The sequence below is a fragment of the Shewanella maritima genome (genome assembly GCF_043643735.1).
Taxonomy (GTDB): Bacteria; Pseudomonadota; Gammaproteobacteria; order Enterobacterales; family Shewanellaceae; genus Shewanella; species Shewanella maritima_A.
The window spans coordinates 57,976-83,115 of sequence record NZ_JBHZSM010000014.1 but is presented as its reverse complement, the minus strand read 5'-3'; the positions used below and the strand labels follow the sequence as shown (position 1 = coordinate 83,115).

Sequence of the window (25,140 nt, the reverse complement as noted above, 5' to 3'; positions counted from 1 at the left end):
CTACACTTAATCTGAATATTACTCCTAAAGGAATCACCACATGTCTGCACAATTTATTAAATCAAAAGCGGCTATCGCTTGGGGTCCGGGTCAACCACTAAAAGTTGAAGAAGTGGATGTGATGTACCCTAAAAAAGGGGAAGTGATGGTAAAAGTCATTGCATCAGGGGTATGCCATACCGATGCCTTTACCCTTTCAGGTGATGATCCCGAAGGTGTATTCCCAGCTATTTTAGGCCATGAAGGTGGCGGTATTGTAGAAATGGTCGGTGAAGGTGTTACCAGCGTACAAGTCGGCGATCATGTTATTCCTTTATACACTGCTGAATGTGGTGAATGTAAATTCTGTAAGTCTGGTAAAACTAACTTATGCAGTGCAGTTCGTGAAACCCAAGGAAAAGGCTTAATGCCAGATGGTACGACCCGCTTTTACAAAGAGGGTGAGCCAATTTTCCATTACATGGGCTGCTCTACCTTTTCTGAATATACTGTTTTACCTGAAATTTCACTGGCAAAAGTTAACAAATCTGCACCACTCGAAGAAGTATGTTTGCTTGGTTGCGGCGTAACAACAGGTATGGGAGCGGTGCTCAATACAGCTAAAGTGGAGCAAGGTGATACCGTTGCTATCTTTGGTTTAGGCGGCATTGGTTTATCTGCCATTATTGGTGCAACAATGGCAGGTGCATCACGCATAATTGGTGTTGATATTAATGAGTCAAAATTTGAACTCGCTAAAAAGCTTGGCGCAACAGATTGTATTAATCCCAGTGATTTTGATAAACCGATTCAAGAAGTCATTGTTGAAATGACCGACGGCGGCGTGGATTACTCATTTGAGTGTATTGGTAACGTCAATGTAATGCGCAGCGCATTAGAGTGTTGTCACAAAGGTTGGGGAGAATCTGTCATCATTGGTGTTGCTGGCGCAGGGCAAGAAATCTCAACCCGTCCATTTCAACTTGTCACTGGTCGAGTCTGGAAAGGCAGCGCATTTGGTGGCGTTAAAGGTCGTAGCGAACTACCTGGCATTGTAGAGCAATATTTAAATGGTGAGTTTGAACTTAACCAGTTCATCACTCACACAATGGGGCTAGGTGATATTAATGAAGCATTCGATCTAATGCATAAAGGCGAAAGTATCCGCAGTGTGATTCATTTCGATAAGTAACCTAAACAAGCCTTCGTTCGCTGAAGTATAAATAACTCAGCGAACAAAAGCTTTACTCTGTTTACAGCCATAACAAGGTACAGACAATGAGTTTAACCCAAATAAGCGCAGCTAAAGCATTTGGCGGCTGGCACAAACAATTTACCCACCCATCATCAAGCAATCATTGTGATATGCGCTTTGCTATATACCTACCACCACAGGCTGAAAAACAAAATGTACCTGTGCTTTATTGGTTATCAGGCTTAACTTGCACCGATGAAAACTTTATGCAGAAAGCCGGCGCACTTCGTATTGCAGCCGAGTTAGGCTTGGCAATTGTTGCACCAGACACGAGCCCGCGCGGTGATGGAGTTGCAGATGATGCTGATGGGGCTTATGACTTTGGATTAGGCGCAGGCTTTTATATCAATGCAACTCAACCCCCCTTTTCCCAGCATTATCATATGTATAATTACGTAGTTAATGAACTGCCAGAGTTAATTGAGCAGCATTTCCCGGTAACCAGTCAACGTGCAATAAGCGGCCACTCTATGGGCGGCCATGGTGCGTTATCCATTGCGTTCAAAAACTTATCGCGCTACACCAGCGTGTCTGCTTTTAGTCCAATATGTCACCCCATTGATTGCCCTTGGGGTCAAAAAGCATTTAATGGCTATTTGGGAGAAAACCAGCAAGACTGGCTAGAGTACGACAGTGTTGAGTTAATGAAAGTTGCTGAATCATCTGTACCTATGCTGGTGGATCAAGGTAGTGACGATAACTTCTTAAATCAGCAACTAAAGCCAGAAACATTAGTTGAAGCTGCAAAAATGAAGAACTTCCCACTGACATTACGCATGCAGCAGGGATATGATCATAGTTATTTCTTTATCAGTAGTTTTATTGAAGACCACTTAAGGTTTCATGCAAAGTACCTTTAGCAAATTGTTTAAATTGCGATGATAAATATATAAATAAAGCTGTTTCATGTGGAACATTTTCTAAGGCAATCGAAATAATATATAAGACCCCCCAATGTAAAAATGCAGATTAGTGTGTAAATGGCATTGGGGCTTTATATATTTAAAGGTAGAAAGGTTATTAGCTAAAACATTGTTTAGTTCCTATCTCGCTCGTATTTTTATTTAGGTTATTTGCTTTAAACGTTGCGATAAGCGCAATCAGCGAACATCCAAGCATAACCAACACCATTGGCCATAATGAATCTTTCAACATTAATGCTGTTATGCCACTAATCATCGCACCAAAGAAGAACTGCATCGCCCCCATTAACGCTGATGCAGTACCAGCACTTTTTCCAAAATGTTTTAAAAAGCTAACACTGGCATTAGACATAGTGCCGCCAGTCGCAGCCATACAAATAACAAACCCGCTAGCAGTCAGCCATAAGTTATGTGGCATGATCAAGACTGAGATAACTAAAATTAATCCGCCAATTACTTTTAATCCTAAAAATGCCAGCAATAACTGTTCTGCATCAAAACGGTTCAGCCAGAAAGTATTTAAACGATTGATAATCACCACGCCGACAACATTGGCAATAAATAAGCCTGAAAAAAGGGTTTCACTGATGCCAAACTTAACCAAATATGCAAATGGCGCATTAGTAATAAAAGTAATTATCACTGCATAAGAAAATACTTGGGCAACTAAATACCCTCTTGCGGGAGCAAATTTAAGCACACTTTTAAAACTAGCATTAGATTTAACACCAGCGGCCTTAACCTGTTTTGGCATGATAAAAAATGCACTGATTGCCACCACTATCGCCAGCACTGCTGAAGAATTGAAAATCCAATGCCAGCTAGAATTCATCATAATAAAAGTACCAATTGCAGGCGCAATTGAAGGCGCTATCATCATGATTAACATGACGAGCGAGAATAACTTAGCCGCTTCTTTGCCTTCCGCATTATCACGGATAGTAGCAGGGACAACGACAACGGCAATGCCACCACCAATAGCCTGTAAACTGCGCCAAAACCAAAATGCTTCTAAAGATTCAACTAATGCGAGCATCAAACTACACACGCCAAAAATCAATAACCCGAGTGTCATCACTGGCTGACGGCCGAGCCTATCTGATAACGGCCCACCAATTAACTGGCCAATTGCCATGCCCAAAATATACATACTAACGGTGATCGCAATCATCGAAGTATCCACATTAAAATCTGTCGCAATTATGGGAATGGCAGGCAAATAACTATCAATTGCGTAAGGGGTCATGGCATAAACTGCGGCAAGTAACAGTATTAAGCTTTTTGATATGGATTGTTGCATTAACACCTCTAAACTATCTTTCTAGAAAGATACTAGCTAGAATTTACCTTTCTAGCAAGATATATTAGCGATAACACTCAATAACAAAATGAGCTGACTTTGGCAAAACTAGAAAGTGTAGACAGTATCTTACAAACAACAAAAATAAACTGGTCTGAAGCATATGACGGTATTTCACCATCTATATTAAGGTTGGTAAGGGCTCATCATTTCATTAGATCAGATCTTGAAAACTTACTAAGCAATTATCAATTACAAGGTGCAGATTTTGGTATTTTAGCGACCCTGAGACGAAACGGAGCACCTTATTGTTTATCACCTACGGCTCTTTATCACTCCCTTTTATTCAGTTCAGGTGGGTTAACAAAAGTCATTAATCGAATGGGACAAGCTGGATTAATCGAAAGAATTGATAACCCAGATGACAAACGCAGCAAACTGGTTCAGTTAACACAAAAGGGTAAAGAACTTGTTGATGCCGTTATTATTGAGCTTCATAAAAATGAAAAGAAAAAATTGTCTGTTTTATCAAAAAATGAAATACAACAATTAGATACTCTATTAAATAAGTTACTGTCTAGTTGGAAATAACAGGCATTTATAGCGCTTTTTTAACTTTTATTTATAGCAACCTTTTATGGTAATCATAGCGAGTATAAAATGATGGATGCCAGCAAAGTGAATGTTAGCTAGCATCCATGCAACCACAATGATTTATCATTGATTATTTACTTTCAAGCTTGGCAAAGTAGCGCTTAGCTTCTGCCCTCACCTTTGGTGCAAGCAAAATAGCAGACGTCATAGTAGGAATAGCCATCAGCGCATAAGCAGCATCAATTAAGTTAACTACTTCCTGAATTGTTGCCGTTGCGGCAAACAAAATTGCTAACAAGAACACATAGCGATAGTAACGTAAGTGCTTGCGACCAAATAAAAATGCAAAGCACTGACCACCATAAAATGCTTGAGTAAAAATAGTACTAATACTAAAAAAGATGACACAAATAATCAGTAAATAGGGACCAATTCCAGGAATGGTTACATTGAATGCCTGAGCAGATAAATTCACACCTTGAGCCTCAGTACCTTGCCAGACACCCGAAATTAAGATGATCATCGCTGTTGCTGTGCACACAATCAATGTATCAATTGCAGGACCAAGCATGGCAACTAACCCTTCTTTCACTGGTTCAGATGTTTTGGCACTACCATGAGCCATCACCTCAGTACCAATACCTGCTTCATTTGAAAAAGCTGCGCGGCGAATACCAATTAACATGGTACCAAGAATACCACCACCCACTGAATTTAAAGAAAAAGCTTCAGTAATGATTAGCTTAAAGTAGCCTGGTACATTAGCAATATTGGTCGCAATCACAAAAAATGCACAACTGAGATACAGCAAAATCATCAATGGCACGACCCTAAGCGCAACTGCTGCTATACGTTTGATCCCACCTAAGATCACACTAGCAACCACGCACATCACTACCACACCTAAGCTAAGATCAATCCAAAAGGTACCCTCTGCTGAATCGATTAAACCTGGTTTAACGATCAACCACTCTCGCACGATTTGTACCAATTGATTAGCGTTAAATAACGGGAAATTACCCACTAAACCAACAACACAGAAAAACACCGCTAAAAAATGCCACTTCTTGTCTAAGCCCTGAGTAATAATGTACATCGGCCCACCTTGCACTTGGCCATTTTCATCAGTCCCACGATACATAATGGCTAAAGTACAAGTAAAAAACTTAGTGGCAATGCCAACGATTGCGCTGATCCACATCCAAAATATCGCGCCGGGGCCGCCCACCATAATAGCAACAGCCACACTGCCTATATTACCCATGCCGACTGTGCCAGCCATCGCACTGGAAAGTGCCCCTGCATGACTAATATGCCCTTTTGCTCCCTTATCAGGGTGCTTGCCAGCAACAATTTCTATTGCATGACGTAAATAACGAAACGGTACAAATCGAGAATAAAGTAGAAAAAACACACCGCCACCCACGAGTAGCAGCATATGTGGGCCCCAAGCTATGTCAGCAGCTTTTAGGGTTATTTGTTCAAGAGTCATATAAGTTACGTATTTGTTAATAATTAACTCAAGCTACTGATTAATTTATCAATGTGCAATAGCTAGGGCCTGTTGATCTTTGTTGATCAGAATTGGTTCGAATTAAAAGCAATTTAATCGAGGCGTAAGCTATCTAAACAAATTCGCTCACAACAAACTGAACTATTTGCTAAGGGCATAGGTGCTTTTAAACGAACCTTGCAGGCAGCAAAAACAATCTTGAAAAATTAACAGACCCTAGGTAGATAAACTGAAAACCAAGTAAACTAGCCATAATGACGTAAATTTAGGAAATAAAGATGACAAAAGTTGCATTGTTAGTAGGAACCACATTAGGTGGTACAGAGTATGTTGCCGACGATATGGCAACACAATTAACTGAACTAGGACATGAAGCAGCCGTTTTTATCGATCCAAAACTGGATGAAATAAGCCAGTTTTCACTGTGGATTTTAGTGTGTTCAACTCACGGTGCAGGAGATTTACCTGACAATATTCAGCCATTTTTTAAACAAATAATGCTATTTCAACCCGATCTTAGTGCCGTAAAATTTGCCACATGTGCAATCGGCGATTCGAGTTACGACACTTTCTGTGAAGGTCCAAAAAAATTGGAAAAATTATTTACACAGGCAGGATCCAAAGCTTGTGTGGATAAGATCGAAATTGACGTACAAGATACTCCAATTCCAGAAGAAACCGCTTTGTCATGGCTTTCAACATGGCAATCTCAAATATAAGATCAATTTCAATATAAAGATCGTCATTATTTTGTGATAACACGATCTTTTACCCACAAGGTTGAATTATTTATCCACATATTATGATCTAAAATGATAAATGTGTGGATAAACTATTATTTTAACCGATCATAACTTTGTACTATTCACACCTCGATCCGGTTAATGATCCACCTTGTGGATAAGTATGCGATCTATCCCCAACTTATATTGAGTTTGATCAACTAAAGATCACAAGTTGTTTATCTTATAAACCCTTGATAATAAATAATTTATAGCGTTACCCACAGGAAAAGGCGATCTTAATAGTAAGTAATAATAAAGATCTCTTTAAAAAGATCTTAAGATCTATTAGTCCACCCCCCTTAGATCAAACCCCTAAAAATGATCTTTCACCTTGTGTACAGTCAGTGGTAAAATGCTCTGCTCAAATTATCCAAGCGATCAAAATTTCATTTTTTTATTGAAGGTCATCTAATGCATTTTCACGAACGGTTTGATGTCATTGTTGTCGGCGGAGGTCATGCCGGCACAGAAGCCGCACTTGCTGCTGCGCGTATGGGATCAAAAACTTTATTGCTGACTCATAACATTGATACATTAGGGCAAATGTCTTGTAATCCAGCAATTGGCGGTATTGGCAAAGGCCATTTAGTGAAAGAAATTGATGCATTAGGCGGTGCAATGGCTATTGCCACCGATTTTGCAGGAATACAATTTAGAACCCTCAATTCCAGTAAAGGGCCAGCAGTTCGCGCAACTCGTGCACAAGCTGATCGCGCACTTTACCGTCAAAAGATCCAACAGATTTTACAAAGCCAACCTAATTTACGCATTTTTCAACAAGGTGTAGATGATCTCATTGTTGAAAATGAAAAAGTCATTGGTGTTGTTACCCAAATGGGATTAGCGTTTGAAGCACCAAGTGTCGTACTGACTGCTGGGACTTTTTTAGGTGGCCAAATCCATATAGGGTTAGAAAATTACAGTGGTGGCCGAGCTGGTGATCCGCCAGCAATTGCCTTAGCACATCGATTACGTGAATTACCTATTCGAGTAGGCCGACTTAAAACTGGTACACCACCAAGATTAGACGCCAACACGCTTGATTTTAGCCAAATGACAGAGCAAAAAGGAGATAAACCTTTGCCTGTCATGTCATTCATTGGTGAAGTTGATCAACATCCAGAACAAATTTCATGTCATATCACTCATACCAATGAGCAAACTCACGACATCATTCGTAGTGGGTTAGATCGCAGTCCAATGTATTCTGGCGTGATCGAAGGGGTTGGACCAAGATATTGCCCTTCTATTGAAGATAAAATTATGCGTTTTGCAGACAAAAATTCGCATCAAATCTTCATTGAGCCAGAGGGATTAACCACCAATGAAATTTACCCTAATGGCATTTCAACCAGCTTACCTTTTGATGTTCAGCTAAATTTAGTACGCTCAATCAAAGGTTTAGAAAACGCTGAGATCATTCGTCCTGGTTATGCTATTGAATATGACTATTTTGATCCGCGTGATTTAAAGAACTCTTTAGAAACGAAAGCTATTAGTGGCTTATTTTTTGCTGGCCAGATTAATGGCACCACAGGTTATGAAGAAGCTGGTGCACAAGGTTTATTGGCTGGAATGAATGCATCCTTGCAGGTTCAAGGTAAAGAAACATGGTGTCCTCGCCGCGATCAAGCTTATTTAGGCGTGTTAGTTGACGATCTATCGACTTTAGGCACTAAAGAACCTTATCGAATGTTCACGTCTCGTGCTGAATACCGTTTATTATTGCGTGAAGATAACGCTGATTTGCGCTTAACAGAAAAAGGCCGCGAGCTTGGTTTAGTTGATGACGATCGTTGGCAAAAGTACTGCGATAAGAAAGAATCAATTGAGCAAGAATTACAGCGATTACGTAGCCAATGGGTTCACCCTAACTCGCCTTTAGTTGATGTGTTAAATCCTGAATTAAATACGCCGATTTCAAGAGAAGCGTCATTTGAAGAGTTACTGCGCCGTCCTGAAATGGATTACCCTAAACTGATGTCATTAGAAGGCTTTGGTCCTGCTCTTGAAGATCAACGCGCGGCAGAGCAAGTGCAAATTCAAGTGAAATACTCGGGGTATATTCAACGTCAGCAAGATGAAATTGATAAAGCTATTCGTCATGAAAGCTCATTATTGCCGTTGGATCTGGATTATCAAGAAGTACCAGGTCTATCAAATGAAGTGATCGCAAAGCTGAATAATCATAAACCTGAAACTGTTGGTCAGGCGTCAAGGATTTCAGGGATCACACCGGCCGCTATTTCTATCTTGCTTGTTCACCTCAAAAAACGCGGATTGTTGAGAAAAACTGCATAAAATCTAAGTTTTTTACTTGTTAAAGTCGAAAGGGAGCCTAAAGGCTTCCTTTCATGCTTTTACCGCATCATAATACCATTCGATCCAACTTCATCTGTGAGGCACTTGTGTTATCTGAACTTCTGCGTGGCTATTTGGCTGAAATGAATATTTCTGCGACAGAGCAACAACAATCACAACTTGTCGGTTTTGTTGAAATGCTCAACAAATGGAATAAAGCTTATAACCTCACTTCAGTGCGAGATCCAAAACAAATGTTGGTTCGTCATGTGATGGATAGTTTAGCTGTGTCACCTTTTTTAGAAGGTAAACGCTTTATTGATGTAGGGACTGGACCTGGTTTACCTGGTATTCCATTAGCTATTATGAACCCAGATAAAGAGTTTGTTTTATTGGATAGTTTAGGTAAGCGTATTCGCTTTCAAAAACAGGTGAAATTTGAGCTGAAGATTGACAATATTCAATCAGTTGAAAGCCGTGTTGAAGCCTATACTCCTGAGCAAGGTTTTGATGCTGTGTTAAGTCGTGCCTTTGCATCAATCGAAGATATGTTAACTTGGTGCCATCACTTGCCTGCTCAAAATGGGCAATTTTATGCACTAAAAGGCCAATTATCTGAGCAAGAACTGGATAATATGCCTGCAGGTTTTAGTTTGCTGCAAACCATCGCTTTGCAGATACCAACATTAGATGAACAGCGTCATCTATTGAAAATAATCAAACAAGCATAGCGATAAATATTACCGGACATCAATAATTTAAAACAGGACGATATTGTGGGAAAAATTATTGCCGTAGCTAACCAGAAAGGTGGCGTAGGAAAAACAACTACATGTGTTAATTTGGCAGCATCATTGGCGGCCACTAAACGTAAAGTGTTGTTGATTGATTTAGATCCCCAAGGTAATGCCACAATGGGAAGTGGGGTCGATAAGTATGACGTTGATAATACGGCATATGAATTATTGGTAGAAGAAAAGCCATTTTCAGATGTCGTTATCAAGGATACGGTTGGTAAGTATGACCTGATCGCCGGTAACGGAGATGTGACTGCTGCTGAAATAAAATTAATGGAATTTTTTGCTCGAGAAATTCGGTTAAAAAATGCATTAGAGTCAGTCAAAAATGATTATGACTTCATTTTTATCGACTGCCCGCCTTCATTAAATATGCTAACGGTTAATGCCATGAGTGCCGCTGATTCAGTGTTAGTGCCAATGCAATGTGAGTATTATGCTCTTGAAGGATTAACGGCGTTGATCGATACCATTTCCAAGTTGAGTGCGATGGTGAATAAAGAACTGAGCATTGAAGGCATTTTACGTACTATGTATGATCCACGTAACAGGCTTTCAAATGATGTATCAGATCAATTGAAACAGCATTTTGGCGAAAAAGTGTACCGTACTGTTATCCCAAGAAATATTCGTCTTGCTGAAGCCCCTAGTTTTGGTGCACCTGCCATGTATTATGATAAAACTAGCGCAGGGGCCAAAGCCTATTTAGCCCTCGCTGGCGAAATTATTCGTCGAGCAGAGCAACAAACTGAAGCTGAGCAAGCCTAGGAACAGATAAATGTCATTAAAAAAACGTGGTTTAGGTAAAGGCTTGGATGCCTTATTAAGTAACAGCAATGCGGCTAGTAAAAAAACACAGTTAGAGCAAGCGGATGTAGTTGATCTGCGTCATGATTTAATCGAGCTCGATATAGAACTGTTGCAGCCTGGAAAATATCAACCACGTAAAGACATGTCACCAGAAGCTTTGGAAGAGCTAGCCGATTCAATCCGTTCACAAGGGGTTATTCAGCCGATTGTTGTACGTGAAGTATCTGATTCTAAATATGAAATTATCGCTGGTGAACGTCGCTGGCGTGCATCCCAGTTAGCCCGATTAGCTTCGGTACCTTGCATTGTTAAACAAGTGGCTGATGAAGCGGCTGTTGCGATAGCACTAATTGAAAATATCCAACGTGAAGATCTTAACGCAATGGAAGAAGCCATTGCGCTTCAGCGATTACAAAATGAGTTTGAATTAACTCATCAACAGGTTGCTGAAGCGGTGGGTAAGTCTCGAGTGACAGTCTCAAACTTACTTAGACTCAATAATTTGAATGACCCAGTTAAAAAATTACTTGAGCATGGTGATATCGATATGGGTCATGCGCGAGCATTGCTTGCCATTGAAGGTGATGTTCAAACTGAGCTAGCAAAAATCGTCGCTTCAAAAGAAATGACTGTTCGGGAAACTGAACGATTAGTCAATAAGACCTTAAACCCTCCTAAAACCCCTGAAAAACCCGAAAAAGATCATGAAGTCGGTCGTTTAGAGCAGCAATTAATTGAAAAATTAGGTGCCAAAGTGACAATTAATCATGGCAGTAAAGGTAAAGGTAAAATTGTAATTAATTACCAGAATCTAGCTGAATTAGACGGTATTTTAGGTAAAATTCACTAAAAACTCTACTCAACAACCGTTGATTAGTAACTTTGTGACAATTGATAAAAAATTGTTTTTACTAATTTAGAGGCAAATCACGCTGATAAACGCTGTTTTGCTATGAACAAAGTTGCAAACAAAGCGCGAGCAGGTATACTTTGCAGGCTTTTTGCTAGTTAAGTCTAAGTTAATATTTTTTAGTTAGACTACACGGCGTAAAAAAGCGTAAATGCGGAGAATTTAATTGAGCAATGTTTTAGCGCGGCGTGGCCGGTTTTCAGCCTATAAATTGGTGTGGTTACAGGCGGCGGTTGCAGGGGGAACATCAGTTTTATTCTTCGTTCTGTGGGGAGCATCGTATGGATGGGCGGCCTTAGCCGGTGGATTCATTGCGGTTCTACCCAATTTTGTATTCGCTACCCTTGCATTTGCCCACGCAGGCGCAAGTGCTTCAAAAAAAGTCGTATTAGCGTTCTTTTTTGGGGAAGCGGTAAAGTTGCTGTTAACCATCGTATTATTTGCGTTGGCGTTTGGGTTGTTAAAATTGGAATTTCTTCCCTTATTTTTCACCTATGCTCTGAGCTTAGTAGTGCCGTGGACAGCCCCTTTATACTTCAAGCAAAATTAAGTGAGATTAATCATGGCGACAACTGGTGAAGCATTAACTGCTACCGGATACATCCAGCATCACTTGACCAATGCTAAAATGTGTTCTGCCGACGGCGGAATTGCCTTTAACTATGCATGTCAAGACGCCGGGTTTTGGACTTGGCACGTTGACTCACTTTTGTTTTCAGTAGGCCTTGGGGTCTTGTTTTTGTGGTTATTCCTCAAAGCAGGGCGTAAAGCAACTACGGGTGTTCCAGGCAAATTTCAATGTTTTGTTGAAATGTGTGTGGAAGGTGTCGATAAAATTGCGAAAGATTCGTTCAATGGACGTAACGCACTTATCGCTCCGCTTGGTCTGACTATTTTCGTCTGGATTTTCCTGATGAACTTAATGGACTTGGTACCTGTTGACTTTGTACCTGAAGCCGCAAACAGATTATTAGGTGTTCCTTACCTTAAAATTGTTCCTACAACAGATTTAAACGTCACTCTGGGCTTGTCTCTTAGTGTGTTTGTGCTGATTGTATTTTACAGCATTAAGGTGAAAGGAATTGGTGGTTTCACTAAAGAAATGACCTTAAACCCATTCAATCATTGGGCATTGATTCCAGTTAACCTTGTATTGGAAACAGTCACCTTGATTGCGAAGCCTATTTCATTGGCGCTTCGTCTGTTTGGTAACCTGTATGCAGGTGAGTTGATCTTTATTCTGATTGCACTGATGCCTTGGTGGGCACAGTTCGCATTATCAGTGCCTTGGGCAATTTTCCATATTTTGGTAATTGTACTTCAGGCGTTTATCTTCATGATGCTTACGATTGTTTATCTAAGCATGGCTCATGAAGAACATTAATTTAATAAAATTAGTTATTTATCGGAGATAAAATGGAAACTGTAATTAGCTTTACAGCAATAGCTGTTGCGATCATGATTGGCTTAGCAGCGCTAGGTACTGGTATTGGCTTCGCAATCTTAGGTGGTAAGTTCTTAGAAGCTTCTGCTCGTCAACCAGAACTTGCTTCAGCATTACAAACTAAGATGTTCATCGTAGCTGGTCTACTTGATGCGATCTCAATGATTGCAGTTGGTGTTGCATTATTCTTCGTATTCGCGAACCCATTCGTAGCTCAACTAGCTGGCTAATTTAGCACCCTATAAGGAGTTGTCGTTATGAGTATTAACGCTACCCTGCTAGGCCAAGCGATATCTTTTGCGATCTTTGTGTGGTTCTGCATGAAGTTTGTATGGCCGCCGCTGATGAATGCTATCGAAGAGCGCCAGAAGAAAATTGCTGATGGTCTGGCCGATGCCGGCCGTGCTGCAAAAGATCTAGAGCTAGCTCAAGCGAAAGCAACTGAGCAGCTTAAAGAAGCAAAGGCAACTGCTAACGAAATTATTGAGCAAGCTAATAAGCGTAAAGCTCAAATCGTTGAAGAAGCAAAGGCCGAAGCTGATGCTGAGCGCGCTAAAATTATCGCTCAAGGTCAAGCAGAAATAGAAAGCGAACGTAATCGTGTTAAAGATGACTTGCGTAAGCAAGTTGCCACTCTTGCCGTAGTAGGCGCAGAGAAAATTCTTGAGCGTTCGATTGATCCAGAAGCGCACAGTGACATTGTTAATAAACTTGTTGCTGAAATTTGATAGGGGATTTGAGTTATGGCTGAATTAAGCACCATCGCTCGCCCTTACGCAAAGGCAGCTTTTGATTTTGCTGTTGAAAAAGAAGCAGTAGAAAGCTGGACAGAAATGTTAGCTTTTGCTGCATTGGTAAGTGAAAACGAATCAATGCAACCTCTGCTAAACGGCACTTTAGCGAGTGCAGAATTGGCGTCACTTTTTATTAAAGTATGCGGCGAACAAGTAAACGAACATGGTCATAACTTGATTAAGCTTATGGCTGAAAATGGTCGTTTAGCGTTACTACCTTCAGTATCGCAATTGTTTGTTGAATATCGTAATGAGTGGGCAAAAGAAGTTGAAGCGACTGTCGTTTCTGCCTCTGAGCTTAGCGCTGAACAACAGCAGCAAATTAGTGTTTCTTTAGAGAAACGTCTCGCACGCAAAGTTAAGCTGAACTGTAGCATTGACCCATCACTGATTGGTGGTGTGGTAATCAAGTCAGGCGACCTAGTCATTGATGGCTCGGTAAGCGGTAAGTTATCGCGCCTTTCTGAATCGTTACAGTCGTAATTGGGAGTTTGAGCATGCAACTGAATTCCACTGAAATCAGCGATCTGATTAAGCAGCGGATCGAGCAGTTCGACGTCGTTAGTGAAGCTCGCAACGAAGGTACTATCGTTGCAGTAAGTGACGGCATCATTCGCATTAACGGCCTTGCCGATGTAATGCAAGGTGAAATGATCGAACTGCCTGGTGGCCGTTTTGCAATCGCGTTGAACTTAGAACGTGATTCTGTCGGTGCCGTAGTAATGGGCCCTTATGCTTATCTAGCAGAAGGCGCAAAAGTAAAAACCACTGGTCGTATTCTTGAAGTACCAGTAGGTAATGGTTTATTAGGCCGCGTTGTTAATACACTTGGTGAGCCAATCGACGGTAAAGGACCAATCGATAACGATGGTTTCTCTCCTGTTGAAGTTATTGCTCCAGGTGTAATTGAACGTAAGTCTGTATCGCAACCGATTCAAACTGGTTATAAAGCCGTTGACTCTATGATCCCTATTGGTCGTGGTCAGCGTGAGCTTGTTATTGGTGACCGTCAGACTGGTAAAACAGCGATGGCTATCGATGCAATCATTAACCAGAAAGATTCTGGCATTAAGTGTGTATACGTAGCTGTTGGTCAAAAAGCATCAACAATCGCTAACGTTGTACGCAAGCTAGAAGAGCACGGTGCATTAGCTAACACTATTGTTGTTGTAGCATCAGCTTCTGAAGCTGCGGCACTACAATACTTAGCACCATACTCTGGTTGTTCAATGGGTGAATACTTCCGTGACCGCGGTGAAGATTCTTTAATCGTATATGATGATCTTTCTAAGCAAGCAGTTGCTTACCGTCAGATTTCATTGCTATTGAAGCGTCCACCAGGACGTGAAGCATACCCAGGTGATGTATTCTATCTACACTCTCGTCTACTAGAGCGTGCTTCACGCGTAAACGAAGAATATGTAGAGAAGTTCACTAACGGTGAAGTAAAAGGTAAAACCGGTTCTTTAACTGCGTTACCTATTATTGAAACCCAAGCTGGTGACGTATCAGCGTTCGTACCGACTAACGTAATTTCGATTACAGATGGTCAGATCTTCCTTGAAACTGACCTATTTAACTCAGGCTTACGTCCTGCTGTTAACCCTGGTATTTCGGTTTCTCGTGTAGGTGGTGCAGCGCAGACTAAGATCATCAAGAAACTGTCTGGTGGTATCCGTACCGCACTTGCACAGTATCGTGAGCTTGCAGCGTTCTCACAGTTTGCATCTGATTTAGATGATGCAACACGTGCTCAGCTTGAGCATGGTGAGCGAGTAACTGAATTAATGAAGCAAAAGCAATATGCTCCTATGAGCGTTGCTGCCCAGTCTGTGTCTATTTTCGCAGCTGAAAAAGGCTACCTGAAAGGTATTGCTTTAAATGAAATCGGTCGCTTTGAAGCCGCTCTGCTTGCATACATGAACAGCGAACATGCTGAGCTTATGAACAACATCAACGCTACTGGCGATTATAACGCTGATATCGAAGGTGAGTTAAAAGCGGGCATGGACAAGTTCATTGAAACCCAAACCTGGTAATAATTATCGAGGTGTCTTAAGGCACCTTCGGTCCCAGATTGGAGAGTAGAGATGGCCGGCGCAAAAGAGATTAAAACCAAGATCGCGAGTGTTAAAAACACTCAGAAGATCACTTCCGCTATGGAAATGGTAGCTGCGAGTAAAATGCGTAAAGCACAAGATCGCATGGAAGCTAGCCGTCCATATGCAGAAAATATGCGTAAGGTGATCGGTCACGTCGCGCAAGGTACTCTTGAATTTAAACATCCTTATTTGGAAGTTCGAGATGCTAAGCGGGTTGGTTACATTGTTGTGGCAACCGACCGTGGCCTTTGTGGTGGTTTGAACATCAACCTATTTAAAAAGGTTGTTTCAGACATGAAAACTTGGAAAGACCAAGGTACTGAAGTGGAGTTTTGTCCTATCGGTGCTCGTTCTGTTCAATTTTTCAAAAGCTTTGGTGGTGAAATATCTGCCCATGCCTCTGGTTTAGGTGATGAGCCTAAACTTGCTGACCTCATTGGTACAGTAAGAGTTATGTTGCAAGCTTACAACGAAGGTAAATTGGATCGTCTATTCATCGTATACAACAGATTTGTGAATACGATGACTCAGACTCCTGTGATCGAGCAGCTGCTACCTTTGCCTAAATCGGAAGAAGAAGTAGCTCAATATCCTTGGGATTACATTTACGAGCCAGATCCAAAAGCAATTTTGGAAACATTACTGACTCGTTATGTTGAGTCTCAAGTTTATCAAGGCGTTGTTGAAAATGTTGCATCTGAGCAAGCTGCCCGTATGGTAGCGATGAAAGCAGCAACAGATAACGCTGGCGAACTGATCGACGATTTGCAATTAGTCTATAACAAAGCCCGTCAGGCTGCGATTACGCAAGAACTGTCGGAAATTGTTTCAGGCGCTGCAGCGGTTTAGGTTAGGTAACGAATTCAAGTTTAGAGGATTAATCATGAGCACAGGTACTGTTGTCCAAGTAATTGGCGCGGTTGTGGACGTAGAGTTTCCACAAGATTCTGTACCTCAGGTATATGACGCTCTGAAGATCACAGGTGAAGGCGCCTGTAATGGCTTGGTGCTGGAAGTTCAGCAACAGCTAGGTGGTGGTGTTGTACGTACCATCGCTATGGGTTCTTCTGATGGTCTGCGTCGTGGTCTAGAGGTTGCAAACTCAGGTTCACCTATTTCAGTTCCGGTTGGGGTTAAGACCCTTGGCCGTATCATGAACGTATTAGGTCAACCTATCGATGAAGCTGGCGAAATTGGTGAAGAAGAGCGTTATGAAATTCACCGTGAAGCTCCTTCATACGAAGATCAGTCAAGCACGACAGAGCTTTTAGAGACAGGTATCAAGGTTATCGACCTTGTATGTCCTTTCGCTAAAGGTGGTAAAGTTGGTCTATTCGGTGGTGCTGGTGTTGGTAAAACAGTTAACATGATGGAACTGATTAACAACATCGCTAAAGCTCACTCGGGTCTTTCTGTTTTCGCTGGTGTAGGTGAGCGTACTCGTGAGGGTAACGACTTCTACTACGAGATGGAAGATTCAGGCGTACTTGATAAAGTAGCCATGGTATATGGTCAGATGAACGAACCTCCAGGAAACCGTTTACGCGTAGCGTTAACTGGTTTGACTATGGCAGAGAAGTTCCGTGACGAAGGTCGTGACGTACTATTGTTCGTTGACAACATCTATCGTTACACGCTAGCGGGTACTGAAGTATCAGCACTGCTAGGTCGTATGCCATCTGCAGTAGGTTACCAGCCTACACTAGCTGAAGAAATGGGTGTCCTACAGGAACGTATTACTTCAACTAAGTCTGGTTCTATTACATCTGTACAAGCGGTATATGTACCTGCGGATGATTTAACGGATCCGTCACCAGCAACAACCTTCGCTCACTTAGATGCGACAGTTGTACTTTCACGTAATATTGCATCGCTAGGTATTTACCCAGCGGTTGACCCACTGGATTCAACTTCTCGTCAGTTGGATCCACAAGTAGTTGGTCAAGAGCATTATGACGTTGCAAGTGGTGTACAAACTGTATTACAGCGTTATAAAGAGCTGAAAGATATCATTGCTATCTTGGGTATGGATGAATTATCTGATGAAGATAAAACAACTGTATTCCGCGCACGTAAGATTGAGAAATACTTATCTCAACCTTTCTTCGTAGCAGAGGTATTCACTGGTTCTCCAGGTAAGTACGTATCTCTTAAAGACACCATCCGTGGCTTCAAGGGTATCTTGGACGGTGAATTCGATCACCTACCAGAGCAAGCGTTCTACATGGTTGGTTCTATCGACGAAGCTGTCGAGAAAGCTAACAAAAAGAAATAACTAGGCCGTAAAGCTTAGTTCTTTAAGGAGAACTCGATGGCAGCTATGACAGTCAATCTTGATATTGTTAGTGCAGAAAACAGCATGTTCCACGGCGAAGTTAGCTTCTTTGAAGTGAGCGGCGTTGAAGGTGAGTTAGGTATTATGCCTAACCATGCTCCTTTGCTAACAAAAATCAAACCTGGCATGGCGCGCATGATCATGCAAGACGGTAGTGAAGATGTGATGTACCTTTCAGGTGGAATCCTGGAAGTACAACCTGCATCTATCTCTGTTCTTGCTGATGTTGCAATGCGTGCTGATGATATTGATGAAGATGCTGCGCTAGAAGCTAAGCGTCTTGCAGAAGAAAATATTGCTTCTGCAGGTGCTGACTTTAATTATGAAGCGGCAACAATCGAATTAGCCAAGTCTTTGGCTCAATTACGTGTTGTTGAAACCATCAAAAAGAACATCACCAGATAATTTGATTATTTGCTGAATACTAGGCGATGCTTGCAAAAGCATCGCCTTTTTTATTGCTTGTTTTCTAGTTAATTACAGACATCTTTTTTGCTTTATAGCATGATTTTTTCATTTCCTACCTAATTCCGTTAAACTACACACTTTGATAATCGTGTTGTTTAAAAGGAAAAACCATGTCGATAAATGTTGTGATCTTAGCCGCAGGCAAAGGAACGCGCATGCGTTCAGATCTCCCTAAAGTCCTTCATCCTATTGCTCACAAATGCATGGTTCAGCACGTGATTGATACCGCTAACTCGCTTGGCTCACAAACTATACAACTTGTGTACGGTTATGGTGCAGACAAGCTTCAAACAGCGTTAGCTGAACAGCCACTAAACTGGGTATTACAATCAGAACAACTCGGCACAGGACATGCAGTGGCTCAAGCTAGCCCTCATATTGATGACGACGATACTGTACTCATTCTTTACGGTGATGTGCCACTCATTCAGCAATCCACGTTAAATAAATTACTTAATGCCCGTAGTGACAATGGTTTAGCTATTTTGACGGTGAATCTAGCAAACCCAACAGGTTATGGTCGTATTGTCAGAGAATCTGGCAAAGTTGTCGGTATAGTTGAACAAAAAGATGCCAATACTGAGCAGCTACTTATCAATGAGGTTAATACGGGAATAATGGCAGTACCTGGTAAGCAACTAAAACACTGGCTTGCTAGATTATCTAATAACAATGCCCAAGGTGAATATTACCTAACGGATATTATTGCTATGGCCAATGCTGATGGTGTTGATATTACGACGGCGCAACCTGATAGTGCTGTCGAGGTTGAGGGAGCCAATAACCGTGTACAACTGGCGCAACTAGAGCGCGCATATCAACGTCGTGAAGCCGAAAAATTAATGATAAATGGTGCAAACCTTCGTGATCCAACACGTATTGATATACGGGGTGAGGTTAGCGTAGGTATGGATGTCATGATTGATGTTAATGTGGTTCTCGAGGGGAAAGTGACACTTGGCAACAATGTGTCAATAGGTGCAGGCGCCATCATCATAAACTCAGAGATTGCTGACGGTGCAACCATCAAACCCTATACTATTATCGAAAATGCCAAAGTTGGCCCGGCAAGTAGCGCTGGACCTTTTGCACGTATGCGACCGGGTGCTGAGCTGGTGGAAGATAGCCATATTGGTAATTTTGTTGAAATGAAAAAAGCCCGTTTAGGCAAAGGCTCTAAAGCAGGTCACCTTGCTTATCTAGGCGACGCTGAAGTTGGTGCGGGTGTTAACATTGGTTGCGGAACAATTACGTGTAACTATGATGGTGCTAACAAACATTTAACCAAAATTGAAGATGATGTTTTTGTTGGGAGTGACACTCAATTAGTTGCACCAGTAACGATAGGTAAAGGGGCTACATTAGCTGCTGGTTCTACTATTACCAAGGACGTATTGGCCGGCGAGTTAGTGATTACCCGCGTTAAACAACGCCATATACAAGGTTGGAAAAGACCGATTAAACAATCTAAATAGTCTGATTTTAAAATAAAAAAGCGGCAAAAATTTACAGTTTTGCCGCTTTTTGTTTACCCCTTGTCTACAAAGGTAAATTTTAGATAAATCACTTTTAATGATAATCATTCTCAAATAGTATTAGCCGCAATATTTATAAGAGAGTGGTTTGAGATGAAACTATCAACAAAGATATCTTGTTTATCAGTCGCGATTGCTAGCAGTATTGCCTCAATGGCAACCTATGCTGAACAACCCGTTATCGAAGCGCCAGATACAACTAATATTGAGCGAATTGAAGTAACAGGTCGTAGCTTTAACGACTATAAAATTGGTTCATCATCAGGTGCTATGCGTGGTGATATTGATCTAATGGATACGCCACAATCTGTTACGGTCATTCCAGACTTTGTTACCGATGAACAGTTAGCGACTAACTTATCTGAAGTATTAGTTAATGATTCAAGCGTGACAGGTGGTAGCGAAAAATGGAATCGCCAAGTATTTAATATTCGTGGTTATGAATTATCGTCTGGTTCAGGCTATCTCATTAACGGCCACCAGCAGTGGTCTCACTATGTACAGCCTATCGAAACCTTACAGCAAGTTGAAGTATTAAAAGGCCCTTCAAGCATGTTGTATGGTCAGTCAGGTCCTGGTGGCTTAATTAACATGGTGACTAAAAAGCCTACATACGAGTCGCTATTCGAATTTGGCTTTGATACAGATGAAAATGGTTCTACTCGTTATCAAATTGATGCGGGAGGCGCATTAAATGAGTCAGAAAGTATCCGTTACCGTACAGTGTTAGTTAAGCAAGACACGCAATATTGGCGTGAGTATCAAGATGGTAGTAACCAAGAGCGTGACCGCTGGTTAGGGTATTTAAATCTTGAGTTTGATATAACAGATGATTTGTTACTGTCAGTTAAATATGACCACACAGAAGACAAAACCGGTATTGATAGTGGTGGCTGGTTAGACAGCGATGGCGAGTTAATTGGTGGCAAAGATATCATCTGGGATCAACACTGGGCCTTTACTGATAACACTATCTCTAATTTTGGCGCAGATTTAACATATTACATATCTAATGATTGGAAGGTGAAAGCCGGTTTTAACGATCAACAGTTTAATCGTCAGCGACTCGATTCATCACCTACCTATAATGCCAATGTGATTGAAGATGGCACTTATACCATTAATCCCTTTGATCGATATGACGATTGGCAGCATAAAACGGCCTATGTTGACTTCACCGGTGAATTCACTACGGGTAGTGTTAGCCATCAAATGTTGATTGGTGCCAATATGCTGGATTACTACTACGGCCAATTGCGGGTAAAAGGTGACTCAATTGAAGTCACTCCGGGGGTGCCAGTTGATAGACCTGATATTGATTACAGAGATGATGATGCAAAGTCTGAGTCTGAATACAAGCATTATGGCTTTTATATCCAAGACTTAGTGACAATTAACGACCAATGGCAAGCGCTTGCTGGTGTGCGTTATGACGAGCAGAAAAAAGATGAAGCTGGTGGTAACAGTTATGCTGTGTCGCCAAAGTTTGGTGTGATTTATTCACCTACAGACTACGGTAGTATTTACGTCAACTACTCTAAAAGTTTCACACCACAAGGCATTGTCAATGATGATGATGACATCAATAACGGTATGAACCTTGACCCTGAATATGGCACTCAGTACGAAATTGGTACTAAGTGGGAGCTACTTAATGGCAGTTTGCTGTTAACCGGTGCAATATTCGATATTACTGTTGATAATGTCACGGTTACCGAAACGATTGAAGATGGTCAAACTATCACTACTCAATCCGGTGAACAACGTCATAAAGGTTTTGAAATGGGTGCTCAAGGTCAGCTAAGTGACAAGTGGTTCATGACAGGTTCTATGATGTACTTGAATGCAGAGTATATTCGTCCAGAAGAAGATGCCTTAAACGGTAAAACACCTATTGATGCACCTGAATGGTCTGCCAACATATGGACCCGTTATGAGATGACCGAAGATCTTGCATTTAACTTTGGTGCTATTTATGTAGGCGAGCGCTTTGCCAGTACTGACAACACTATTACCAAAGACAGTTATGTACGTTTTGATATAGGTGCTGCTTATCAAATGGATATCATGGGCAGTGATGTCAGTGTAAGAATGAACATTAAGAACTTATTTGATGTTGATTACCTAGAAGGTGGTGACTACAACGATGTATCGATTGGTGATGGTCGTCATTTCAGCCTAGCACTTCAAGCTAAGTTTTAATCCGTAAAATTTTTCATTAAGGCAGCCACTAGGCTGCCTTTTTATTTAAACAAATCGCAACACATCAATTCATAAAAGCTGCATAAATTTAGAATATTACCGTTCAATCATTAGACATCTGTTTGTGCTCAACAAATTGCTTTTAAGTTTCGTTTATATATAATTACCTTTCGAAACGAAACTTAATTAAGGTTTTATGAATAAACGTAACACTCAACAGCGCCGACATAGCATTATTAGTCTGATTAATCAGCAGGGTGAAGTCAGTGTTGATGATTTATCATTTCGTTTCGAAACTTCTGAAGTCACGATTCGAAAGGATCTGGCAACGCTTGAAAAAGCAGGGTTATTGTTACGTCGATATGGCGGTGCTGTGGCTATGCCAGAAGAGGTAACCCTGCAATTTAGTGCCAAGATTGCGCCTAACAAATTATCCATTGCCAAAGCGGCTGCTCAACTGATTAAAGATCATAATCGCATCATTATTGATAGCGGCAGCACAACGGCTGGGCTTATTGCCCAATTAAATCAAAAATGTGGTTTGCTGGTGATGACAAACTCTCTATCGTTAGCCAATTCGATTAATGAACTCGAGAATGAACCGACTTTATTGATGACCGGTGGAACATGGGATCCTCATTCGGAGTCATTTCAGGGGCAAATCGCTGAGCAAGTACTACGCTCATATAACTTTGACCAATTATTTATTGGTGCAGATGGCGTTGACTTTACTCGTGGTACAACCACATTTAATGAATTAACCGGTTTAAGTAAGGTGATGGCTGAAGTATCAAGGGAAGTCATTGTTATGCTTGAATCAGCAAAGTTTGGACGACGTATTCCAAATTTAGAGCTGCCGTGGAATAACATCAGTGTATTAGTCACAGATGATAATTTATCTCGCTCAGCCATTGAAAACATTGAACAGCACGGCGTAAAAGTGATACTCGCGCCTTATATTGCTTAAACTTTTTTATAAAAATACATTTATTTTAGGTAGTGGCTATGTGTGGAATTGTTGGCGCTGTAGCGCAAAGAGATGTTGCAGAGATCTTAGTCGAAGGACTAAAGCGTTTAGAATATCGTGGTTATGATAGCGCAGGTGTAGCTGTGCTGAACAATGGCGAGCTGAGCCGTACACGCCGTTTAGGTAAGGTGCAGGAATTATCAAGTGCATTAGAGCAAGCACCGTTGATTGGTGGTACAGGTATTGCTCACACTCGCTGGGCAACACATGGTGAACCTAGTGAGCGCAATGCACACCCGCATCAGTCTCAAGGTGATATTGCGGTTGTACATAACGGTATTATTGAAAATCACAATAAATTACGTGACATGCTAAAAGCACAAGGCTACGTATTTGAGTCTGACACAGACACTGAGGTGATTTGTCACCTTGTTCACCATGAGCTGAAAACACATGATAGTTTATTAGCCTCAGTTCAAGCTGCCGTTGAGCAATTAGAAGGTGCTTACGGTACAGTGGTGATAGACCGTCGCGATAGCGAACGTATGATTGTCGCTCGTAGTGGTAGCCCATTAGTAATCGGCTTTGGTTTAGGTGAAAACTTTGTTGCTTCTGATCAGCTAGCATTATTACCCGTAACACGTTCATTTGCCTTTCTAGAAGAAGGTGATGTGGCTGAAGTCACTCGCCGGAACGTTAATATTTTTGATGTAGATGGTAATGCCGTTGAGCGTGAGGTAAAAGAGTCTGAAGTGACTCATGATGCGGGTGATAAAGGTGAATACCGTCACTACATGCTCAAAGAAATTTATGAGCAACCAACAGCCATTACCAGCACATTAAATGGCCGAGTTGAGGCTGGTAAAGTACTAGATAGCGCCTTTGGAGAAAACGCCGCTGAATTCTTAAAAGACATTAAACACGTACAGATTATTGCCTGTGGTACCAGTTATCATGCTGGTATGGCAGCACGCTACTGGTTAGAAGACTGGGCGGGTGTATCGTGTAATGTTGAGATTGCATCAGAGTTCCGTTACCGCAAATCACACTTGTTCCCTAACAGCTTATTAGTGACGATTTCTCAATCAGGTGAAACCGCAGATACCTTAGCGGCGCTGCGTCTAGCCAAAGAAATGGGTTACAAAGCGACGCTGACTATTTGTAACTCACCAGGTTCATCGCTAGTACGCGAGTCTGATATGGCGTATATGATGAAAGCGGGTGCAGAGATTGGTGTTGCGTCAACTAAAGCCTTTACTGTTCAGCTTGCAGGCTTGTTAATGCTCACAACTGCCATTGGTCGTCACAATGGCATGAGCTGTGACATGGAATCTGCGATTACCCAAAGCCTGCAGTCTATGCCAGCGAAAGTTGAGCAAGCATTAGGTCTAGATGACGCCATTGCAGAACTTGCAGAAGACTTTGCTGATAAGCATCACGCATTATTCTTAGGCCGCGGCGATCAATATCCAATCGCGATGGAAGGGGCACTTAAGCTCAAAGAAATTTCGTATATTCATGCTGAAGCTTATGCATCTGGTGAGCTAAAACACGGCCCATTGGCACTGATTGATGCCGATATGCCCGTGATTGTGGTTGCGCCAAATAACGAGTTACTTGAAAAGCTGAAGTCAAACGTTGAAGAAGTGCGTGCTCGTGGCGGCTTGATGTATGTATTTGCTGATAAAGACGCAGAGTTTGAGTCAGACGATACTATGAAGGTTATCCCAGTACCGCATTGTGATGAGTTCATGGCGCCATTGATTTATACCATTCCACTACAATTATTGTCATACCATGTGGCATTGATTAAAGGGACGGATGTGGACCAACCACGCAATCTAGCCAAAAGCGTAACGGTTGAGTAAGCGCTTGATTTAATTATAATTTAGCTTGATAAAAGCCGCTTAATGGATTCATTAAGCGGCTTTTTTGGAAAGAATATATAATACCGATCGTAATAAATAACTGTTCACCCTAGCTTGTGAAAATACTCGATATCGGCGTTAGATTTTTTGACTGTAGAATAACTACTTATAAAAAAATCCGCCTTGTTCTCAAGCATTTTTTCTACGCTATTTCTGATCACTTACTTATCGTGATTGGTATAAGCTTTTAGATGCTAA

The 25,140-nt window shown here is 41.4% G+C and carries 23 protein-coding genes; 21 read left to right on the top strand and 2 right to left on the bottom strand.

Translation table 11 applies throughout. The annotated features are described in order from the left end of the window. Positions 1-40 precede the first annotated feature (40 nt). Both ACHUGF_RS14565 and fghA read left to right on the top strand, forming a co-directional pair. Complete coding sequence (locus tag ACHUGF_RS14565) at positions 41-1,171, top strand: S-(hydroxymethyl)glutathione dehydrogenase/class III alcohol dehydrogenase (protein WP_394132293.1); 1,131 nt, start codon at positions 41-43, stop codon at positions 1,169-1,171. 86 nt (positions 1,172-1,257) lie between these two features. Beyond that, on the top strand, positions 1,258-2,094 hold the full coding sequence (gene fghA, locus ACHUGF_RS14560; protein ID WP_394132291.1) for an S-formylglutathione hydrolase: 837 nt from the start codon (positions 1,258-1,260) through the stop codon (positions 2,092-2,094). Positions 2,095-2,254: 160 nt separating this feature from the next. Here fghA and ACHUGF_RS14555 read toward each other — a convergent pair whose 3' ends face one another. Further along, positions 2,255-3,457 (bottom strand): multidrug effflux MFS transporter, encoded by a 1,203-nt coding sequence (locus ACHUGF_RS14555; protein WP_394132290.1) that lies wholly within the window; start codon positions 3,455-3,457, stop codon positions 2,255-2,257. A 99-nt stretch (positions 3,458-3,556) separates the two neighbouring features. Between ACHUGF_RS14555 and ACHUGF_RS14550 the strand changes: the two genes are divergently transcribed. Further along, complete coding sequence (locus ACHUGF_RS14550; protein WP_394132289.1) at positions 3,557-4,048, top strand: MarR family winged helix-turn-helix transcriptional regulator; 492 nt, start codon at positions 3,557-3,559, stop codon at positions 4,046-4,048. Between the two features lie 133 nt (positions 4,049-4,181). On the opposite strand, the gene ACHUGF_RS14545 is transcribed toward ACHUGF_RS14550, so the two are convergent. Continuing rightward, positions 4,182-5,543, bottom strand: a complete 1,362-nt coding sequence (locus ACHUGF_RS14545; RefSeq protein ID WP_394132287.1) for an alanine/glycine:cation symporter family protein — start codon at positions 5,541-5,543, stop codon at positions 4,182-4,184. A gap of 299 nt (positions 5,544-5,842) precedes the next feature. Between ACHUGF_RS14545 and mioC the strand changes: the two genes are divergently transcribed. The 18 genes from mioC (at position 5,843) to glmS (ending at position 24,882) form a co-directional block, all read left to right on the top strand. Next, positions 5,843-6,283, top strand: coding sequence for an FMN-binding protein MioC (gene mioC / locus ACHUGF_RS14540; protein WP_394132286.1), 441 nt, complete (start codon positions 5,843-5,845; stop codon positions 6,281-6,283). Between the two features lie 477 nt (positions 6,284-6,760). Further along, a complete protein-coding gene (gene mnmG / locus ACHUGF_RS14535; RefSeq protein WP_394132285.1) occupies positions 6,761-8,650 on the top strand; it encodes a tRNA uridine-5-carboxymethylaminomethyl(34) synthesis enzyme MnmG in 1,890 nt (629 codons plus the stop codon). 107 nt (positions 8,651-8,757) lie between these two features. Next, on the top strand, positions 8,758-9,381 hold the full coding sequence (gene rsmG, locus ACHUGF_RS14530; protein WP_394132284.1) for a 16S rRNA (guanine(527)-N(7))-methyltransferase RsmG: 624 nt from the start codon (positions 8,758-8,760) through the stop codon (positions 9,379-9,381). 45 nt (positions 9,382-9,426) lie between these two features. Next, complete coding sequence (locus tag ACHUGF_RS14525; protein ID WP_394132282.1) at positions 9,427-10,215, top strand: ParA family protein; 789 nt, start codon at positions 9,427-9,429, stop codon at positions 10,213-10,215. 10 nt (positions 10,216-10,225) lie between these two features. After that, positions 10,226-11,107 carry a ParB/RepB/Spo0J family partition protein gene (locus tag ACHUGF_RS14520; protein ID WP_394132281.1) on the top strand — a complete coding sequence of 294 codons (882 nt, stop codon included), beginning with the start codon at positions 10,226-10,228 and terminating at the stop codon, positions 11,105-11,107. A 226-nt stretch (positions 11,108-11,333) separates the two neighbouring features. Next, the gene (locus tag ACHUGF_RS14515) at positions 11,334-11,717 is read left to right on the top strand and encodes an ATP synthase subunit I (RefSeq protein WP_394132279.1); all 384 of its coding nucleotides are present in this window, start codon (positions 11,334-11,336) and stop codon (positions 11,715-11,717) included. Between the two features lie 12 nt (positions 11,718-11,729). Beyond that, positions 11,730-12,551 carry a F0F1 ATP synthase subunit A gene (gene atpB / locus ACHUGF_RS14510; protein ID WP_394132278.1) on the top strand — a complete coding sequence of 274 codons (822 nt, stop codon included), beginning with the start codon at positions 11,730-11,732 and terminating at the stop codon, positions 12,549-12,551. Between the two features lie 32 nt (positions 12,552-12,583). After that, positions 12,584-12,841: a F0F1 ATP synthase subunit C gene (atpE, locus tag ACHUGF_RS14505; RefSeq protein WP_394132277.1), complete on the top strand. Its 258-nt coding sequence runs from the start codon at positions 12,584-12,586 to the stop codon at positions 12,839-12,841. 27 nt (positions 12,842-12,868) lie between these two features. Then, positions 12,869-13,339, top strand: a complete 471-nt coding sequence (gene atpF, locus ACHUGF_RS14500) for a F0F1 ATP synthase subunit B (protein WP_394132276.1) — start codon at positions 12,869-12,871, stop codon at positions 13,337-13,339. A gap of 15 nt (positions 13,340-13,354) precedes the next feature. Continuing rightward, positions 13,355-13,888, top strand: a complete 534-nt coding sequence (gene atpH / locus ACHUGF_RS14495) for a F0F1 ATP synthase subunit delta (protein WP_394132275.1) — start codon at positions 13,355-13,357, stop codon at positions 13,886-13,888. Positions 13,889-13,902: 14 nt separating this feature from the next. Further along, positions 13,903-15,444: a F0F1 ATP synthase subunit alpha gene (gene atpA, locus ACHUGF_RS14490; RefSeq protein ID WP_394132273.1), complete on the top strand. Its 1,542-nt coding sequence runs from the start codon at positions 13,903-13,905 to the stop codon at positions 15,442-15,444. A 51-nt stretch (positions 15,445-15,495) separates the two neighbouring features. Continuing rightward, on the top strand, positions 15,496-16,356 hold the full coding sequence (gene atpG / locus ACHUGF_RS14485) for a F0F1 ATP synthase subunit gamma (protein ID WP_394132272.1): 861 nt from the start codon (positions 15,496-15,498) through the stop codon (positions 16,354-16,356). 34 nt (positions 16,357-16,390) lie between these two features. Continuing rightward, positions 16,391-17,782, top strand: a complete 1,392-nt coding sequence (atpD, locus tag ACHUGF_RS14480; protein ID WP_394132270.1) for a F0F1 ATP synthase subunit beta — start codon at positions 16,391-16,393, stop codon at positions 17,780-17,782. Positions 17,783-17,818: 36 nt separating this feature from the next. Continuing rightward, positions 17,819-18,247 carry a F0F1 ATP synthase subunit epsilon gene (locus ACHUGF_RS14475; protein WP_394132269.1) on the top strand — a complete coding sequence of 143 codons (429 nt, stop codon included), beginning with the start codon at positions 17,819-17,821 and terminating at the stop codon, positions 18,245-18,247. 173 nt (positions 18,248-18,420) lie between these two features. Beyond that, positions 18,421-19,785 carry a bifunctional UDP-N-acetylglucosamine diphosphorylase/glucosamine-1-phosphate N-acetyltransferase GlmU gene (glmU, locus tag ACHUGF_RS14470; RefSeq protein WP_394132268.1) on the top strand — a complete coding sequence of 455 codons (1,365 nt, stop codon included), beginning with the start codon at positions 18,421-18,423 and terminating at the stop codon, positions 19,783-19,785. Between the two features lie 213 nt (positions 19,786-19,998). Continuing rightward, the gene (locus ACHUGF_RS14465) at positions 19,999-22,047 is read left to right on the top strand and encodes a TonB-dependent siderophore receptor (protein WP_394132350.1); all 2,049 of its coding nucleotides are present in this window, start codon (positions 19,999-20,001) and stop codon (positions 22,045-22,047) included. 196 nt (positions 22,048-22,243) lie between these two features. Next, entirely contained in the window at positions 22,244-23,014 is a 771-nt protein-coding gene (locus ACHUGF_RS14460) for a DeoR/GlpR family DNA-binding transcription regulator (RefSeq protein ID WP_394132267.1), read from the top strand. A 38-nt stretch (positions 23,015-23,052) separates the two neighbouring features. Then, positions 23,053-24,882, top strand: a complete 1,830-nt coding sequence (gene glmS / locus ACHUGF_RS14455; RefSeq protein WP_394132266.1) for a glutamine--fructose-6-phosphate transaminase (isomerizing) — start codon at positions 23,053-23,055, stop codon at positions 24,880-24,882. Positions 24,883-25,140: the final 258 nt, after the last annotated feature.

What these genes read in the sequence shown, in the direction of transcription:
- atpG (WP_394132272.1), top strand. Translation starts at nt 15,496, where the DNA reads ATGGCCGGCGCAAAAGAGATTAAAACCAAGATCGCGAGTGTTAAAAAC.
- mnmG (WP_394132285.1), top strand. Translation starts at nt 6,761, where the DNA reads ATGCATTTTCACGAACGGTTTGATGTCATTGTTGTCGGCGGAGGTCAT.
- atpF (WP_394132276.1), top strand. Translation starts at nt 12,869, where the DNA reads ATGAGTATTAACGCTACCCTGCTAGGCCAAGCGATATCTTTTGCGATC.
- ACHUGF_RS14555 (WP_394132290.1), bottom strand. Translation starts at nt 3,457, where the DNA reads ATGCAACAATCCATATCAAAAAGCTTAATACTGTTACTTGCCGCAGTT.
- glmU (WP_394132268.1), top strand. Translation starts at nt 18,421, where the DNA reads ATGTCGATAAATGTTGTGATCTTAGCCGCAGGCAAAGGAACGCGCATG.
- atpA (WP_394132273.1), top strand. Translation starts at nt 13,903, where the DNA reads ATGCAACTGAATTCCACTGAAATCAGCGATCTGATTAAGCAGCGGATC.
- ACHUGF_RS14460 (WP_394132267.1), top strand. Translation starts at nt 22,244, where the DNA reads ATGAATAAACGTAACACTCAACAGCGCCGACATAGCATTATTAGTCTG.
- mioC (WP_394132286.1), top strand. Translation starts at nt 5,843, where the DNA reads ATGACAAAAGTTGCATTGTTAGTAGGAACCACATTAGGTGGTACAGAG.
- ACHUGF_RS14465 (WP_394132350.1), top strand. Translation starts at nt 19,999, where the DNA reads ATGGCAACCTATGCTGAACAACCCGTTATCGAAGCGCCAGATACAACT.
- ACHUGF_RS14565 (WP_394132293.1), top strand. Translation starts at nt 41, where the DNA reads ATGTCTGCACAATTTATTAAATCAAAAGCGGCTATCGCTTGGGGTCCG.
- atpB (WP_394132278.1), top strand. Translation starts at nt 11,730, where the DNA reads ATGGCGACAACTGGTGAAGCATTAACTGCTACCGGATACATCCAGCAT.
- atpD (WP_394132270.1), top strand. Translation starts at nt 16,391, where the DNA reads ATGAGCACAGGTACTGTTGTCCAAGTAATTGGCGCGGTTGTGGACGTA.
- ACHUGF_RS14475 (WP_394132269.1), top strand. Translation starts at nt 17,819, where the DNA reads ATGGCAGCTATGACAGTCAATCTTGATATTGTTAGTGCAGAAAACAGC.
- fghA (WP_394132291.1), top strand. Translation starts at nt 1,258, where the DNA reads ATGAGTTTAACCCAAATAAGCGCAGCTAAAGCATTTGGCGGCTGGCAC.
- ACHUGF_RS14545 (WP_394132287.1), bottom strand. Translation starts at nt 5,543, where the DNA reads ATGACTCTTGAACAAATAACCCTAAAAGCTGCTGACATAGCTTGGGGC.
- atpE (WP_394132277.1), top strand. Translation starts at nt 12,584, where the DNA reads ATGGAAACTGTAATTAGCTTTACAGCAATAGCTGTTGCGATCATGATT.
- glmS (WP_394132266.1), top strand. Translation starts at nt 23,053, where the DNA reads ATGTGTGGAATTGTTGGCGCTGTAGCGCAAAGAGATGTTGCAGAGATC.
- atpH (WP_394132275.1), top strand. Translation starts at nt 13,355, where the DNA reads ATGGCTGAATTAAGCACCATCGCTCGCCCTTACGCAAAGGCAGCTTTT.
- ACHUGF_RS14520 (WP_394132281.1), top strand. Translation starts at nt 10,226, where the DNA reads ATGTCATTAAAAAAACGTGGTTTAGGTAAAGGCTTGGATGCCTTATTA.